This window comes from Thalassospira sp. SN3W (assembly GCF_038070535.1).
GTDB lineage: Bacteria > Pseudomonadota > Alphaproteobacteria > Rhodospirillales > Thalassospiraceae > Thalassospira > Thalassospira xiamenensis.
Map to the genome: position 1 here is coordinate 948,833 of NZ_CP121124.1, position 15,685 is coordinate 964,517.

Sequence of the window (15,685 nt, forward strand, 5' to 3'; positions counted from 1 at the left end):
CCGTGGCCTTCGCCAGAAGGATCAATAGATGATCGTGAGCAACGGCAACCGGGTAACGCGTGCGGATGTCGTTTGCGCGATAGAGGCAAAAACCGCATCAAGGTCAGTCGTTTCGAACACACCCGTAACCTTAAGGTCGCGCAACGCATCCCGCGCCACAACGATCCTGCCCGGCTGATAACGTTGCAGTTCCGCCATCACATCCGAAAGCGTCCGCTGATTGAAAATCAGCTTGCCGCGCTGCCAGCTGCCATAGGCGGCAAGATCGGCATCCGTGATCTTTTTCAGCCCATCATCGGTGTCATAACGCACCTGCTGCCCGACCGTGATCCGCACCGGGTCACGATCACCACTGGAAACTTCGACAATGCCTTCACGCACGGTGACATTCGCCCCACCGTCCTCAAGCCGCACCCCGTAAACCGTACCAACCGCGCGCGCCGCCCCGCCATTGGCGGAAACAATAAACGGATGATCGGCATCCTTCGCCACGTCAAAAATCACTTCGCCCGCTTGAAGGCGGATTTCGCGGCGTGGACCGGAAAAATCAACGGAAAAGGCCGATGCGGTATTCATATGCGCAACCGATCCATCGGGCAGCGTCACCGCCCGCTGCTGTCCGATGGCCGTACTGTAATCCGATGTCCAGCGCGCAATCGGCCCGGTTGCTTCCAACCCGCCAAAGATCGCCAGCATCAAAGCGCAAATCATCGCCCCCGCAATGGCAAGGCGTCCGGGCCGGAGCCAAACTGCCCGGCTTCGTGCCGGTTGCAGCCTAGGTTGTCTGCGGGGCGCTGCGGCCCCCGGCGCGGGGGATCGGAAACTGCCGATCTCGTTCTGAATGTCGGGATTTTCCTGCCATTGCTGCGCTGATTTGGTTTGACCGATGGCGGCAAAAAGGCTTTGGGCCTCGGCCGCGGCACGGGCGTGATCGGGGCTTTGCGCGCACCAGTCGGCAAAGGCCGCATGATCGCGCGACGTGGCATCGCCTGATTGCAGCATCACCAGCCATTCAATCGCCTGATCGCCAAGATCGGCGGTCAATGGCCTGCTGGCTGGTTGCTGATCCGATAACCCGGTCTTCAAAACCCGATACCCCGAAAATGGTCCCGCACGGCCACCAATGCATGGCCCATATTGTTAAGACGTTTGGGCATAGGCAAATCTACAATGATTTTTGCCATTATTTTTCGCCCTCGCGCAAAAGCTCGTCCCGGCAATGTTGCAGGGCGCGCACGATATATTTCGCCACCATGCTGTTCGATACGCCAAGCCGCGCGGCAATTTCCGTGTGCGACAACCCATCAACCCGAAACATCAGCAACGCCATACGTGGCTTTTCTGGCAGCTTTTCCAGCGCCTTATCAAGCAGTAAAATCTGTTCGCGATCGAGCACGATGTTTTCCGGGCCGGGTTTGGGATCGTGGATCGCGTCGGTATCCTCGTCCATATCGTGATGGGCGGTGATGCGTTTGTCACGCCTGATCCCGTCAATCGCAAGGTTCCCGGCCACCCGATAGATATAGGCACGCGGGTTGTCGATCACGTCGCCCTGATCGGGGGCATCGGCAAGCCGCACATAGGTATCCTGCACCACATCGGCTGCGCGTTCATGGTCCCCGCCCAGCTTTCGGGTCAGAAACCGGAAAAGCTGTTCGTAATTTTCCTGAAAGCTTGCGATCAGAACCGATGCGCTGTTGCGCGCCATGGCCTTGCTCAAACACACCGTTGCCAAATGATGCAGGTTCCCCTGCCCGCCCGTGTATTAGCAAGAAGCAGAACACATAACAATGAGAATTATTCTCATTGTTATGTTGACCTCGGCTTCTTTTTACCTAAGAGCTCCTGCCGCAATTATCTGAAGAAGCTTAAGTATCTGTATTACAACCTTTTCGGTAAGTATTTTTCTCATTTGATTTCTCCAAATAATTAAACACCGACCTCGGTTCGGCGAAGCGCAGCATGGCTTTCCTGTTGCCTTGATTCCCGTGTAACACTGATTTTATTAGTGGCAAGCGCAAAAAAAAGTCGCCGCAATTTTACCCTGCGACGACTTTTGAATTTCGTTATCTTTTGGGGACGTCAGCCACGCCCGCGATAGGGGGCAACGCCCTGATCGGGGATCCAGACCCCTTCGGGGGCCGGGCCGGTCTGATAAAACACGTCAATCGGAATGCCGCCGCGCGGATACCAGTATCCGCCAATGCGCAGCCATTTCGGATCAAGCGTCTCGACGATGCGTTTACCGACCTTGACCGTGCAATCCTCGTGGAAGGAACCATGATTGCGAAACGACGTCAGAAACAGCTTCAGCGACTTGCTTTCCACCAGCCAATCCCCCGGCACATAGTCAATCACCAGATGGGCAAAATCCGGCTGACCGGTGATCGGGCAAAGCGATGTGAATTCCGGTGCGACAAACCGCACGCAATAATCGGTTCCGGCCTGCGGGTTCTGTACCCGTTCAAGAACCGCTTCATCCGGGCTGGCGGGCTGTTCGGTGGTGCCGCCCAGCATGGTCAGGTTGTCGTAAATGGTTTGATCAGCCATTTGATTAATCCTCGATGATCGGCACGGGATCAATATCCCCGCCTTCTTGGCCTGCATAAAAATCACGGGCGAACTGTTCCATGCGGCCCGCGGCAATGGCCTCGCGCATGCCACGCATCAGATCCTGATAATAGGCAAGGTTATGCCAGGTCAGCAGAACCGCCCCCAAAATCTCGCCCGCCTTGATCAGGTGATGCAGATAGGCACGCGAATATTTCGTGCAGGCCGGACAATTGCACTGATCATCCAGCGGACGGTCATCATCGCGATGACGCCCGTTTTTAAGGTTCAGCGTGCCGCGATGGGTAAAGGCCTGCGCATTGCGGCCCGACCGGGTCGGCAAAACGCAATCAAACTGGTCAATCCCGCGCATCACCGCGCCCACAAGGTCCGATGGCTTGCCAACCCCCATAAGGTAACGCGGCTTGTTGGCGGGCAGCATATCGACACAGAAATCAAGCGTATCAAACATGATCTGCTGGCCCTCGCCAACTGCAAGACCGCCGACCGAATGGCCCGGCAAATCAAGCTCGGCCAGCTTTTCGGAACTTTCGCGCCGCAGATTTTCAAAAACGCTGCCCTGCTGAATGCCATAAAGCGCATAGCCTTCGCGCTCGACAAACGCATCCTTGGACCGCTTGGCCCAGCGCATCGACATGCGCATGGAATCTGCGGCCTGCTGTTCGGTCGCCGGGAACGGGGTGCATTCGTCAAACGCCATGGTAATCGTCGATCCCAGCAGATGCTGGATTTCCATCGAACGTTCCGGCGACAGGGCAAATTTGCGCCCGTCGATATGGCTTTTGAACGTAACACCGTCTTCGGTAATCTTGCGCAGCTTGGACAGCGACATCACCTGATAGCCGCCGCTATCGGTCAGGATCGGCTTGTCCCAATTCATGAATTTGTGCAAACCGCCAAGGCGTGCAATGCGTTCCGCACCGGGGCGCAGCATCAGGTGGTATGTATTGCCCAAAAGGATTTGCGCACCCGTATCGGCGACATTTTCCGGCAACATGCCCTTGACCGTGGCAGCCGTGCCAACCGGCATGAAGGCCGGGGTATCGATCACGCCGTGGGCGGTATGAATGCGGCCCAGACGGGCCTTGCCATCGGTCGCCAGAAGTTCATAACGGAATTCAGTCATCAGCTTTTTTCAATCTTGCTGGCGCATTCAAGCAGGCTGCAATCGCCATAGGAATAGAAACGGTATCTGTTTTCAATCGCGTGGCCATAGGCCGCCTTCATGCGCTCAAACCCGGCAAAGGCCGATACCAGCATGAAAAGCGTTGACCGTGGCAGATGGAAATTGGTCAGCAGCATATCCACCGCCCGGAACCTGTATCCCGGCGTGATAAAGATGTCGGTCTCGTTCTCGAACGGTTCAACCACCCCGTCCTCGCGCGCTGCACTTTCAAGCAACCGAAGCGACGTCGTCCCCACCGCAACAACCCGCCCGCCCTTGGCGCGCGTTTCATTGATCAGGCTGGCGATTTCGGGCGATATGCTGCCCCATTCGGCGTGCATTTTGTGGTCTTCGGTATCATCCACCTTGACCGGCAAAAACGTGCCCGCCCCGACATGCAGCGTGATCGTGCGCCGCGCAATGCCGCGCGCATCAATCGCTGCCAGCAATTCCGGGGTAAAATGCAAACCTGCCGTCGGGGCAGCCACCGCGCCGTCATGCTGGGCGAAAATCGTCTGATAATCCGATCTGTCCTGATCATCCCCGCCCTTGTCGCGCCGGATATAGGGCGGCAACGGCATCACGCCATATTTTTCAAGGGCGGCAATCAGATCAGCCCCGGCAACATTAAAGCGCAGCAACACCTCGCCGCCGTCTTTCTTTTCCATGACCTCGGCTTCGAAATCATCGGCGACCTTGAACGTCTCGCCAACGCGCAGCTTCTTGGCCGGTTTGGCAAAGGCGCGCCATTGTGCAAGACCTTCCTGCTTGTGCAGGGTCACTTCAATGCCCGCCTCCCCGCGCTTGCCAAACAGGCGCGCCGGGATCACGCGGGTATCATTGGAAATCAGAAGATCACCGGGCCGCAGGATTTCGGGCAATTCACGAACGATGCGGTCATGCGTCTGCCCGCCCGTCAGATCAAGCATGCGGGCACTGTCACGCGGGTTGGCCGGATGTTCGGCAATACACTCACGCGGCAGATCGAAATCGAACAGATCGACTTTCATCAGAAAAACAAAACCTGCAATTATCAGAAAAAATCAGAGGGGCGCTTTATACCGCCCCCCTTTGCAAAACCTCAAGGCATCGCGTCGGAATATCAGCCCTGCATCACCCTTTTGCCGGTTCGATATTCAGGCGCGGGGTAATGATTGCCATCAGCAAACGGAACGGTGCCAGACAGGTCAGCGCCATGATGATCTTGGCGCTGAAATCGCCCATCGCCCATGTATGCCACGGAAGCCCGGTACCGACAAAAGCGATGGAAAAGAACAAGGCCGTATCCACTGCCGACCCGATCCCCGATGAAATCAGCGGGGCTTTCCACCAGACCGCCCGGCGCAGCCTGTCAAACACCGTCACGTCAAGCATCTGCGCAATCAGAAACGCCGTGCCCGATGCAATCGCAATACGCGTATCGGCAACGATCAACGACAGAACAACCGCAATCGCAAACCCGGCCAGAACGACAAGGCGTGCTGCCGCTGCCCCGCGTGCGCGGTTGGTCAGGTCAGTCACCAGAAACGCCACCGGATAGGTAAACGCCCCATAAGTCAACCAGTCGGCCAAAACGCCCGGCAGCGGATATTCAACCAGAATGTTCGATGCAACAACCGTCACGGCCATTGCCAGAACGCCAATAATGGTGGCTTTCATCGTTTTTCCTTAACCAAAATCCTGAGCAAAAGCAGAACGCACGCATAGGAAATCTCGCGGCCCACTTTGATTGGGCGACGATTCGGCACGGGTTTTATCCAAATTATGGTTGGGGTAATTACGCTTGGAGGCCCCAGGCGTCAAGGAAAAACGGCGGTCAGACAAAGCCTGACCGCCGCTGCAGATCGCCACAAGCTGCTCCGGGGAAAAGGAGGAGCATCGTGCCGCGAAACGTCAATTCTGCGCCTAATTCCGACGGAATTAAAGCATGATCCCGCGAATGGTGAAAAACAGCAAAGCGCCAAGGAACGCCCCGGCCGGAACCGTGATCACCCACGCGGTCGCAATCGTCACCGCATACCGACGCCGCACCAGCAACCGCTTGCGCAGTTTCTTCTCGGCCTTTTCGGCCTGTGCCGGGTCAAGCTGGCGCAGGGCTTCGATATGCTGTTTCTGTTCGTCACTTTCCTGTTCCGCACCGACCAGCATCGGCGCACTATCCATCCGGCGACGATGGCTTAGCGTTTCACGCAGGAACCCGACCCCAAACACCGCACCAACCGCAATATGGGTCGAACTGACCGGAAGACCCAGCGCGGATGCCACAATCACCGTCAAAGCCGCCGACAGCGCCACGGTATAGGCCCGGATCGGATCAAGCTTGGTGATTTTCGATCCGACCGTCTTGATCAGTTTCGGCCCGAACAGGATCAGACCTGCAGAAATACCAATCGCGCCAATCACCATCACCCAGATCGGGATCGGGGCCGATGTCACGATCTCGCCGCTATCAACACCCGAAACGATGGCGGCCAACGGTCCAATGGCATTCGCCACATCGTTTGATCCATGCGCGAATGACAGAAGGGCTGCGGACACGACCAGCGGAATGCGAAACAGCGATGCGATTTCCTTGCGTCGTCCGATCATGTTACGCGACGCATGCAGCACGGCCTTGCGGGTCGGCAACAGGGTGACGAAAAAGGCTGCGATACCGATAACAATGACCTGCCACGTATCAGCAGCCCAGATCTTTTTGATCCCCTTCATCATCAGATACATGGTGAAGGCCGATACCATCACACCGACCAAAATCGGCACCCATTTGCGGGCCGCTTCGACGCAATTTTCGGTATACAGAATCTTGAACTTGATAAAGGCAAGGAACGCGGCTGCGATCACGCCACCCAGAACCGGTGAAATCACCCAACTTGCGGCAATCGTGCCCATGGTCGGCCAATTGACCGCGCCAATGCCGACGGCTGCCATCCCCGCCCCCATCACACCGCCAACGATGGAATGGGTGGTCGATACCGGCGCGCCCAGCCATGTAGCAAGGTTAAGCCAAAGGGCGGCTGCCAGAAGGGCCGCCATCATCGCCCAGACAAAGGTCTGTGCATCGGGCATCTGGGTCGGGTCGATAATGCCGTTCTTGATCGTGCCAACAACATCGCCACCGGCGATAATCGCCCCGGCTGCTTCAAACACGGCTGCAATCAAAAGGGCGCCAACCATGGTCAGCGCCTTTGAACCAACCGCCGGACCAACATTGTTGGCCACATCATTTGCACCGATATTCAGTGCCATGTAACCGCCGATCACCGCAGCGGCGATCAGAAATCCGCTTTGCGGCAGGCCGCCCATGTGAAAGGCGACAAAGGCGCTGCACGCCAAAAGAAAGACAAGCGCAAGTCCGAGCTTCGCACTCAGGGAGGCAGTCTCTCCGGCACCCGCATCCATGCGGCGCTGCCATTTGAGATCCTTATCCAGAGCGGTTTTCTTTGCGACCATGATCAACCGTTACTTAAAAAGGGAATCGACGCGCGGATCATGTCGAAGCAAACCCGGTTTGTTAAGGTTTTTTTGCCTTTTTATGACAGCCATGTCCCGACCGCATCCCGCCAATAGCAAAACGGCCCCGCACTGCAGGGCCGTTTTACGTTTGGAACAGTTGTGAAAAGTTATCGACCGAACTGGTTCAGAAGCCCTTTCAGAACATCCTTGGCCGCATCCTTGGCGGCGTCCTTGCCCGAACTTCCCGATCCGTTATCGGATGAACCACTCCCGCCCAGTGCCTTATCAAGGATATTATCCAGAACCTTGATCGCGACCTTGTCCATACGCCCGGTAATCGCCGGGTTGCTGATATTGCCCTTGGCGTAAACGCTAAATGGCGGCAATTCTTCGATTTTCTCGGAAAAATCGAAATCGGCCTGCGTATCCATCTGCCATTTCGGCAGATCAAGGGTCGCATCGGCATCCGCCGTCCCCACACGCGATGTCGCTTCGACACGGGTGGTTTTGGCAATCCCGTTGGTGATGGCAATGTCGGCTTCAAGGGTCTGAACCAGATCGTTGTTACCGACCCCTTCAACCACCATCGCCTGCGGGCCCTGCTGCAACAATGCCTGAATGTTCAGCTTCGGATCAGCAGACCGTTTATCGGCATTGCTGAACCGGACATTATTCAGAACAAGGTTCGCCGTACCATTCAACGCACTGATCAGCTTGCGCGATGTATTGCCCGATGCGGTGACATCAAACTTCGTCGCCGCCCCGCCGATCACCGTGTCATTGGCAACCCGGATCGGGGTCAGCTTTTCGATATCCGCCCCGTCAAGATTACCTTTAAGCGCCAGTTTCGGCGTATCGGAATTGCGCGCATCAAACGTGCCATCAATCGACAGATCACCATCGCCCAGAAGGCCGGTGAATTTCTCGATGGTCAGAAGCCCGGTCACGAGTGTCGCCTTCAAATCCGGCTTCACAAGGCTGTAGGTATCGAAATCAAGCTGATCAAGTGCGACCGTGATATCCGCATCAATCGACCGCAGGGCCGACACATCAATCACCGTATCATCCCAAGGCGTGCCGTCACGGGCATCAACAGTCGTAACCTTCATCGTGGTCGGCATATTGAAAGCCGCCCGGCGCGCACCGCTACCGCCTTCGGGCATCAGTCCGGCCCGTTTTGCCGCGGGCACGAACGGATCAACATTCAATACCCCGCCCGACAGGGCCACGGCCAGTTTCGGCTGCGCCCCGGTGGCGTCGAAATCAACGTCACCCCTGGTTTCAAACGGACCGATCCCGAACTTCGCGATATCAAGCGCGATATTCTTGGCATTGCCCTTGACCGTACTGTCCAGAACCAGACGCCCCAGATTGCCCGATGGCTCATAGGTCGGTGCCAGCAACGGCAACACACGGTTCAGGCTTGATGCCTGCATCGCAAGTTTGCCATCGATGCCCGGTGTCGCCCCGAACAGGTCGCTCAGCACCCCGTTCAATGCCACCTGCATCAACGGGTTGGATACATCAAGATCAAGGTTCGGGCCGGTCACCGGGCCATTCAGCCCGATATTGGCCTGAATGCTTTTATATTCGCTGGCCGGTGCCGGAAGCGTCATACCCGTCAGCTTCGCCAACGGCGCCAGCGTTTTGGCCGTGACTTTAAGCTTGATCCCCTCGAATGCCGGAACAGCCACATCGCCACGGAACACACCGCTGGCACTGGCCGAAAGCCCGGCCGCATCGGCCACCGCAAAATTGTTCAGCGTGATCTGCGAACCGCTCAGGCTGCCATCAATCGAAATACCCTTGATCGACACGCCCGATGAAGTGATTTCATCAGCCGCCAGCCGATAATTGGCCGCGACACCATCAAGCGGCGCCAGCGCATCCTTGATCATCCTGACCATGGCATCACCGCCCGCCGCGGGGCCCGACGACGGGGCTTCATCCGAACCGTTGGCTGCCGTGCCGGAATCCGTTGTTGCGGAATCGTTGCCCGCTGGGCTTGCCGCATCGCCATTTCCGGCGGCTGGTGCTGCCGAAACATACTGATCCAGATTGATACGATCAAGCTTAAGACCAATACCAAGTGCCGGAAGCCCCTCGCCGCTCAGATTGGCGACAATCGCACCGCGAATGGCCGTATCATCAATCCGCATATCCAGATCGGAAATATCAAGCTTGTCAGGTGTCCCTTTGACCCCACCGGTCAACGAGAAACGACGCAACCGGTCCGCCCGGATGCCATCAACATCCACCCCAAGCCAGCGCGCCACCGCGCGAATGTTTTCCGATGCCACCTCATAGGAAAGGGCCGCACTCGGCTTCGGACCTTCGCCCGAAATGCTGCCAAACACCGAGAAATCCGTCCCCCCCGGCAAACCGGCGGAAACTTCGTTTAATGTGATCTTGCTGTTGGCAATCGCGGCATTGATCCGCGCATTATGCACCGGCGTCTGGTTATAGATCAGGGTTTCAACTTCGAAATCAATCGATGCCGTCAGATCAGCCGGGATCATCGGACCATTGGCCGCACCCGATGTCTTGTCGCCCTGCGACGGGATGGATTGCCCACCCGCATCGCCCGCCGATCCATTTTCCGGGGTCGCCATGCCGCTGTCGCCCGTGCTGCCCGCGCCTGTGTCCGGGGCGTCACCATCGCCCATATGCGTCAGCACAAGGATTGAATCAAGATCAAGCTGATTGAAACGCAGCGCCACATCGGCCCGCATTTTCGGGTCCTGATCAATCGCAATTGCCCCCGATCCACGGGTTTCACCAAACCGGATCGACAGGTCATTAACCGTGACAGATTTGGCATTGGCGGCAACCTGCCCGCCCAGATTGAACGGCTTGGCGGCGATATCGGGAATATCGGCACCTTCGCCTGCAATCCGAAGGGCCGCTTCGCGCAGATCATCAAACTTGCCGTCAATCTGGCCGTTAAAGCCCGGATATTCCGCCGAAAGATCAACCTGACCGCTTAAATTGATACCGCCATCGACCTTGTCGATGCCAATCTGCATGCCGACCGGGAACGGGCCGGTCTGGCTGATTTCGCCGACATTGAAATTAAACGTCAGCGGAATCCCGCGATAGAAAACATATCCCTCGCCCTTTGCCGGACCATTCAGGCTGTCGGCCGAAACGCCAAGGGTCAGCCCCTCAATCCGCTCCGTGCTGCCCGGTGTGTGATAAAGGATTGTCGCATTTTCGATTTCCAGACGGTCAATCTGGATCGTGCTGGCAAAATCGGATGATCCGGCGTCGCTTCCGCCCGATTGTGCATCGGGTGCCGCCTGTTCACCATTCGGTGCCGGGGATGCGGATGGCGGTGTGGCAATCGTGCCGGCATCCGGCCCGCTTGGCGCGGCCTGTGCCGGATCAAACACCAGATTGTTGCTGCCGTCTTCAAATGTCTCGATGGAAATCACCGGATCAATCAGGCTGATCTCGGTCACCTGCACATTGCCGGTCAGAAGCGGCATCAGGGCGACCGAAACCCGGACTTCCTCGACCGACACCATGTCGGGGTCCTGCGCGCCGGGCAGGTTGCCAAGCGTCACCTGCTCGACCGACAATGCCGGGAACGGCAGAACGGACATCGAAAGATCGCCGCGAATTTCAAGATCGCGACCGGTTGCTTCACGCACTGCCTGGGTGATCTGTGGCTTGTAACCGTTCCAGTCAATCAGGGAAGGAATGACCAACAGGGCAGCGATGATCACGACCAGAACGGCACCAATCACGGCAAGGATCTTTTTCAACAGTCCGGCTCCGCTTTTTGCTCGGCACCGCTGAAACAGACATGTTTGCGCGGCGCGATGTTGTATTTATCTCAGTAGCATATGGCTCGTACCGCTCGTCGCAACAGAAAATGGCAATAAGTTGGTTGATGATACCATTTCCGCACGTTTTCGGTACGCGCATTTCCCTTTTACCGGTTCACCTATGAATTTGTGCGCAAGACCAGCGGTAATCAAGCATCCCCTATGGAAAACCGCCCCCGCACCCTCATATGAAAAACCTGTGCTATTGAACACAGCCGATACTGGCAATTGTTTTGCGAAGTGATACTATAAACAAAAAAGAACACACCATCAGGGCGTTGAGCCTGTGTATCAGCCACCTTGATCAATTCTGATCAACAGGGTGCAGGGAGGATGCAGATGTCCGAAACCACAATCGAACAACCAACAGGTTCCATCGGCGGGCTTCCGCAAGGCATTGCCATCCGCGATGTCACAAGTGACCAGTCCGGCAAATGGCTTGAAGCAGGCTGGCGCGATTTCAAACGTACCCCCGCCATCGGTCTTGCCTATGGCGGGCTTTGCGTCATTGCCGGTTATCTTATTCTACTCAGCCTCTTTCAATCGGGTCAGCCCTATCTGACCCTGCCGCTGGGTGCCGGTTTCATGCTTCTGGCACCGGTGATTGCCGTTGGCCTTTATGAAACCAGCCGCCGCCTTGAAATGGGTGAAAATGTCACCCTGTGGCATAGCCTGAACGGTTTCCGTCGCAATCCGGGTCAGCTTGGCGCGATTGGCGTCGTCCTGATGCTGTTCTTTCTGGCCTGGACGCGCATTGCCATGCTGTTATTTGCGCTGTTTTACAATGGCTCGGTCCCGTCGCTTGATGTGCTGGTATGGGAAACCTTCTTCTCGCGCGATGCCATCACCTTCCTGATTACCGGCACCATCCTTGGCGGTGTGCTGGCGATGATGGTGTTTGCCATTACCGTTGTCTCGATCCCGCTTCTGGTGGATCGCGATATCGATGTGATCACCGCCCTGATCATAAGTGTTGCGGCGTTTCGCAAAAACTGGCGGGTCCTAACCGGGTGGGCAGCCATGATTGCGGTCATGGCGGCGTGTGGCATGGTGGTCTTCCTGCTGGGTCTTGCGGTCATGATGCCGCTTCTGGGCTATTCAAGCTGGCATGCCTATCGCGGCCTGATCGACACTGAAAAGGCCGAAGCCCGACGCCTGCGGCGTGTGGTACCATAACACCCGCCAAATAGCATTTCACATCGGCGCAAGGATGCCTGAAACCAGCCTTGCGCCTTTGTTTTTGCCAAAAGAAACCCGGCAAAACTAACCCGTGTTAGCCGACCCGGATGCCCCATGTGCTAAACCTTTCGATAGCTTGGCGGAAGTTCCGTCGAGCCTTGTTTAAGGCACACGCGCATGACACAGAAAACTGTCGAAGCCGACAAAACGGCCACCTCAATTCCCGCGCCCCTTCTCGAAGTTTTTAACGGACCGCTTGCATCGACGGTTAAAAACAATTCCGAAGCCATCGCCAATAGCATGCAGGTCGTTCCTGCAAAGCTTGGGGAATTTGTCGCAGGCCGGATCAAGGCCAATGTACAGCTTTACCAGACGTGTCAGGAATGCACGGATTGGTCGGACCTGATGGATGCGCAGCAAACCTGGCTAAAAGACACCAATGCCGCATTCGCCGATCAGACCAATACCATCATCGCGATGACCCAGTCCCTTTTTGGCCAGATCGAGGTCCCCAAAGGCACCCCGGAAACAAAAGCTTCCGATAAAGCGCACAAATAAGATCTGACAACATTGACGACCTTCAATGTCACAGACATCGAAACACATCACGAAAAAGGGCGGGATTTTGCGCGATGCAGAATCTCCGCCCCTTCATGTCGGGATATTGAATAATTCCGCCTGAAAAGCATTTGCCGAAAACCGTTACGCCCGACTAAGCGGGATGCCGTACCGAATTGCCACCTTTGATGATTGCTTTGATCAGATCATGAACGGCCTGATGATGATCGTTCACTCCCCCCCCGGGTTCGCCGGTGACATGCGCGCTGGCGGCATCTTCAAGAATACCGATAACATCCTTGTCCGTCATCAGCCCCATATCTCCCAGACAAAGCAAGAGGGACTCACAAATCGAAAGGGCAGCAGCACCTTGAACGCTGTATTGATCATCCATTTTATTTATCCTTTAAATAATCTTGAATTTATCGCATCTATGTTGCGAAATATGACCAAAAGATTTATCATCATGTTTCACAACTGGCGTAAACACAGATCAGGATTTTGAAAATATTGGCATAATAATTTTTATTATTTTGTCATGAAAGAAAAACACATGATTTCGTCTACAAAATTTGTTGTTAAAAAGCTGAAATCTTTCATCGATCTGACCGATAATGAAATTTCTACATTTTCTTCGCTACCACACAGATTGATCACACTTTCCGCCGGGCGCGAAATTGTTCACGAAGGACAGCGGGCACACAATGCCTTTATCCTGCTTGATGGCTGGGTCGCGTCTTACAAACTGCTGCCCGATGGCACGCGCCAGATCATCGATTTTCAAATTCCTGGCGACTTCCTCGGCCTGCGCAGTCTGTTGCTGCGCACCTCGGATCACAGCTTCGAAGCGATAACCGAAATCACAGTCGCCGAAATATCAGCCCAGAACATGATATCCACCTTCGCGAAATCCCCCCGTCTGGCAAGTGCCATTCTCTGGGCGGCGTCGCGTGATGAGGCAATGGTTGTCGAACATCTGGTAAATATCGGCCGACGGTCCGCGATTGTGCGCACGGCCCACTTCCTGCTGGAACTGGGAACCAGATTGAATCTGATCGGGGTCGGCACCCCAAACAGCTACCCCTGTCCGCTGTCACAATACCTTCTGGCCGATGCCTTGGGCCTAAGTGCGATCCATATCAATCGTGTCCTGCGCCAATTGCGCGAACAGGATCTGATGACCTTCCAAAAGGGGATCGTGCATTTCAAAAATCTTGAAAAGCTGATCGCCCTTGCTGATTTTCAGGTCGGCTACCTTGATCAGGACGAGCCTATCATCCGGAATTGATCCGGCCATACCGGGCATCGATCCCCCCTGTACGATCAAAAAACCTTGCCTGCCATCCACGCATCGACATCCTTTGTCGCCTGCTCTTCGGACAGGCTGGCGCGGACTTTGATCATATTGCAAAACTGCCCCTTGGTCCGGATCGTCGAAAGATCATAATGCGTCAGGAATTTCCAATGCTTCTGCGCATCCCTGAGGTAACCCTTTTTGCGGGCAACAGCTTCGGCTGTTTCGTCACCCTGGAAACCAAACATTTACACTCTCCTGTTTGTGATATTATTGAATTTCAAAATGAAATGGATAATCCAAATCAACCGGGCAAACCGGATGACATCGCCCGGCCCGTTGATCAGATCAAAATGCCTTGGTCGCAGATATCGGGATGTCAGCGAGCAACCATCGCAAAAGGCGATCTGGCAGATGAAACCCGGCTTGCACGGTGTATTTCGCCCAGCAAATTCAATTCCTGTTCGGAAATATCGGCATCAAGAAGGGCCAGTTCTTCTTCCGCGATCTCGTCCATCATCAACGCAAGATCAAGTTCTTCAAGACTGACCAGGATTGAAAGCCGCGCCGCATCAGAAGCCGGCGTCCCATTGATATGCAAAAGCGACAGGACCGGCTGATAGGTGACGAAACTATCGCCCTCCGCCAGCTCTTCGTATGTCTCCACACAATATGTACCGGCTGGCAGATTTCGTGTACGGCCTGTCAAATTGAACGGATGCCTGAAACGGTAAACATTGCTGATCGTGCGGACACTCATGGAAGCCTCCTGTGTACTCAGGTGAAATCCTGCTGTTGCGTCATGGCCTGTTTGAAAAAAACCACCCCGACGAAACCGCCGGGATGGAAGATGTCAATAGGGGTAGGACATCAAAGTTCAGTTCAAAGCTTTGGTCGCTGCGTCGAGCGATTTGATACATTCAGGATCGTTTTTGGCCTTTTGGGCCGTTTCGGCAGCCTGATAATGCTTCAACGCCGCTTCTTTTTTCGGACCGGAAGGTGCCTTGTCCCAGGCAGCCTTGACAGTCTTCATTTTCTCGGCAGCGGACTGCCCTGAACTCTGTTGTTCTTTCATAGCCATTGACCTCAGGTATTGGTTTCGTCAAGTCAACATAGGGGGGACTTGTCGGGGGTATCGGGGGGGTCCGATTATGGGCGACAAGGATTGCCCTGACAAAACCGAGTTTGAATAACTGAACATTCAGTATTCATGATTACTTTTAGCCGAACTACCAAGTCAAAGAACTAACCTGTGTTTGTATCCGGCAAAGTTTTTATCTTGGCATTACATTAGAAAAACAGCTTCACATCATTTGTGAATGATACGCCTGCAATAACGACAATCATCACAAGTATTATCGAACATGGGTAATAGCCCCACCTGCGGCTAAAGGACCAGATTGGCATGGTCACGACAAATATCGATCCCAAAATCATCAGTATCAGGAATGTAAGCGACATGATGCCCTCATTCAATCGAGTGGCCGCCAAGATAAAGAACCTATCCAAACGGAAAAAATTCATTCTTTCATGATTATACAAATTTGAAACCCGTGCACTGATCTGTGTTTATTTATCCATTAAAAAACAAAAATAGAACATTCGATAAAATAATCGGATCAGCGTACAATAATA

15 protein-coding genes are annotated in these 15,685 nt (G+C 55.0%); 3 read left to right on the forward strand and 12 right to left on the reverse strand.

Annotated elements, in window-relative coordinates; translation table 11 throughout:
- Window positions 1–21 precede the first annotated feature (21 nt).
- The 8 genes from P8T57_RS04195 to P8T57_RS04230 form a co-directional block, all read right to left on the reverse strand.
- A complete protein-coding gene (locus P8T57_RS04195; RefSeq protein ID WP_341364684.1) occupies window positions 22–1,086 on the reverse strand; it encodes a FecR family protein in 1,065 nt (354 codons plus the stop codon).
- A gap of 97 nt (window positions 1,087–1,183) precedes the next feature.
- Window positions 1,184–1,708 carry a sigma-70 family RNA polymerase sigma factor gene (locus tag P8T57_RS04200; protein ID WP_341364685.1) on the reverse strand — a complete coding sequence of 175 codons (525 nt, stop codon included), beginning with the start codon at window positions 1,706–1,708 and terminating at the stop codon, window positions 1,184–1,186.
- Window positions 1,709–2,082: 374 nt separating this feature from the next.
- On the reverse strand, window positions 2,083–2,550 hold the full coding sequence (gene queF, locus P8T57_RS04205) for a preQ(1) synthase (RefSeq protein ID WP_341364686.1): 468 nt from the start codon (window positions 2,548–2,550) through the stop codon (window positions 2,083–2,085).
- A gap of 4 nt (window positions 2,551–2,554) precedes the next feature.
- The gene (tgt, locus tag P8T57_RS04210) at window positions 2,555–3,697 is read right to left on the reverse strand and encodes a tRNA guanosine(34) transglycosylase Tgt (RefSeq protein WP_037992215.1); all 1,143 of its coding nucleotides are present in this window, start codon (window positions 3,695–3,697) and stop codon (window positions 2,555–2,557) included.
- Window positions 3,697–4,746, reverse strand: a complete 1,050-nt coding sequence (queA, locus tag P8T57_RS04215; protein ID WP_341364687.1) for a tRNA preQ1(34) S-adenosylmethionine ribosyltransferase-isomerase QueA — start codon at window positions 4,744–4,746, stop codon at window positions 3,697–3,699. The genes tgt and queA overlap by 1 nt, the downstream gene beginning before the upstream one ends.
- Before the next feature lie 103 nt (window positions 4,747–4,849).
- Window positions 4,850–5,395, reverse strand: a complete 546-nt coding sequence (locus P8T57_RS04220) for a queuosine precursor transporter (protein ID WP_341364688.1) — start codon at window positions 5,393–5,395, stop codon at window positions 4,850–4,852.
- Window positions 5,396–5,656: 261 nt separating this feature from the next.
- Complete coding sequence (locus tag P8T57_RS04225) at window positions 5,657–7,186, reverse strand: inorganic phosphate transporter (RefSeq protein ID WP_063092595.1); 1,530 nt, start codon at window positions 7,184–7,186, stop codon at window positions 5,657–5,659.
- Window positions 7,187–7,356: 170 nt separating this feature from the next.
- Window positions 7,357–10,956, reverse strand: coding sequence for an AsmA family protein (locus P8T57_RS04230; RefSeq protein ID WP_341364689.1), 3,600 nt, complete (start codon window positions 10,954–10,956; stop codon window positions 7,357–7,359).
- A 402-nt stretch (window positions 10,957–11,358) separates the two neighbouring features.
- Between P8T57_RS04230 and P8T57_RS04235 the strand changes: the two genes are divergently transcribed.
- Window positions 11,359–12,195 carry a DUF2189 domain-containing protein gene (locus P8T57_RS04235; RefSeq protein WP_007089683.1) on the forward strand — a complete coding sequence of 279 codons (837 nt, stop codon included), beginning with the start codon at window positions 11,359–11,361 and terminating at the stop codon, window positions 12,193–12,195.
- 180 nt (window positions 12,196–12,375) lie between these two features.
- Window positions 12,376–12,756 carry a hypothetical protein gene (locus P8T57_RS04240; RefSeq protein WP_063092593.1) on the forward strand — a complete coding sequence of 127 codons (381 nt, stop codon included), beginning with the start codon at window positions 12,376–12,378 and terminating at the stop codon, window positions 12,754–12,756.
- 154 nt (window positions 12,757–12,910) lie between these two features.
- On the opposite strand, the gene P8T57_RS04245 is transcribed toward P8T57_RS04240, so the two are convergent.
- Window positions 12,911–13,150 carry a hypothetical protein gene (locus P8T57_RS04245; protein WP_114095456.1) on the reverse strand — a complete coding sequence of 80 codons (240 nt, stop codon included), beginning with the start codon at window positions 13,148–13,150 and terminating at the stop codon, window positions 12,911–12,913.
- 159 nt (window positions 13,151–13,309) lie between these two features.
- On the opposite strand from P8T57_RS04245, the gene P8T57_RS04250 reads away from it, so the two are divergent.
- Complete coding sequence (locus tag P8T57_RS04250; RefSeq protein WP_341364690.1) at window positions 13,310–14,044, forward strand: Crp/Fnr family transcriptional regulator; 735 nt, start codon at window positions 13,310–13,312, stop codon at window positions 14,042–14,044.
- A gap of 35 nt (window positions 14,045–14,079) precedes the next feature.
- On the opposite strand, the gene P8T57_RS04255 is transcribed toward P8T57_RS04250, so the two are convergent.
- From P8T57_RS04255 to P8T57_RS04265, 3 genes are all read right to left on the reverse strand, one after another.
- Window positions 14,080–14,298 carry a hypothetical protein gene (locus P8T57_RS04255; protein ID WP_063092590.1) on the reverse strand — a complete coding sequence of 73 codons (219 nt, stop codon included), beginning with the start codon at window positions 14,296–14,298 and terminating at the stop codon, window positions 14,080–14,082.
- Between the two features lie 131 nt (window positions 14,299–14,429).
- A complete protein-coding gene (locus P8T57_RS04260; RefSeq protein ID WP_341364691.1) occupies window positions 14,430–14,810 on the reverse strand; it encodes a hypothetical protein in 381 nt (126 codons plus the stop codon).
- 117 nt (window positions 14,811–14,927) lie between these two features.
- The gene (locus P8T57_RS04265) at window positions 14,928–15,125 is read right to left on the reverse strand and encodes a hypothetical protein (RefSeq protein ID WP_007089689.1); all 198 of its coding nucleotides are present in this window, start codon (window positions 15,123–15,125) and stop codon (window positions 14,928–14,930) included.
- Window positions 15,126–15,685: the final 560 nt, after the last annotated feature.

Excerpts from the sequence above, each read along its gene's own strand:
- P8T57_RS04200 (WP_341364685.1), bottom strand. The coding sequence starts at position 1,708 with ATGGCGCGCAACAGCGCATCGGTTCTGATCGCAAGCTTTCAGGAAAAT.
- queF (WP_341364686.1), bottom strand. The coding sequence starts at position 2,550 with ATGGCTGATCAAACCATTTACGACAACCTGACCATGCTGGGCGGCACC.
- tgt (WP_037992215.1), bottom strand. The coding sequence starts at position 3,697 with ATGACTGAATTCCGTTATGAACTTCTGGCGACCGATGGCAAGGCCCGT.
- queA (WP_341364687.1), bottom strand. The coding sequence starts at position 4,746 with ATGAAAGTCGATCTGTTCGATTTCGATCTGCCGCGTGAGTGTATTGCC.
- P8T57_RS04220 (WP_341364688.1), bottom strand. The coding sequence starts at position 5,395 with ATGAAAGCCACCATTATTGGCGTTCTGGCAATGGCCGTGACGGTTGTT.
- P8T57_RS04225 (WP_063092595.1), bottom strand. The coding sequence starts at position 7,186 with ATGGTCGCAAAGAAAACCGCTCTGGATAAGGATCTCAAATGGCAGCGC.
- P8T57_RS04235 (WP_007089683.1), top strand. The coding sequence starts at position 11,359 with ATGTCCGAAACCACAATCGAACAACCAACAGGTTCCATCGGCGGGCTT.
- P8T57_RS04240 (WP_063092593.1), top strand. The coding sequence starts at position 12,376 with ATGACACAGAAAACTGTCGAAGCCGACAAAACGGCCACCTCAATTCCC.
- P8T57_RS04245 (WP_114095456.1), bottom strand. The coding sequence starts at position 13,150 with ATGGATGATCAATACAGCGTTCAAGGTGCTGCTGCCCTTTCGATTTGT.
- P8T57_RS04250 (WP_341364690.1), top strand. The coding sequence starts at position 13,310 with ATGATTTCGTCTACAAAATTTGTTGTTAAAAAGCTGAAATCTTTCATC.
- P8T57_RS04255 (WP_063092590.1), bottom strand. The coding sequence starts at position 14,298 with ATGTTTGGTTTCCAGGGTGACGAAACAGCCGAAGCTGTTGCCCGCAAA.
- P8T57_RS04260 (WP_341364691.1), bottom strand. The coding sequence starts at position 14,810 with ATGAGTGTCCGCACGATCAGCAATGTTTACCGTTTCAGGCATCCGTTC.
- P8T57_RS04265 (WP_007089689.1), bottom strand. The coding sequence starts at position 15,125 with ATGAAAGAACAACAGAGTTCAGGGCAGTCCGCTGCCGAGAAAATGAAG.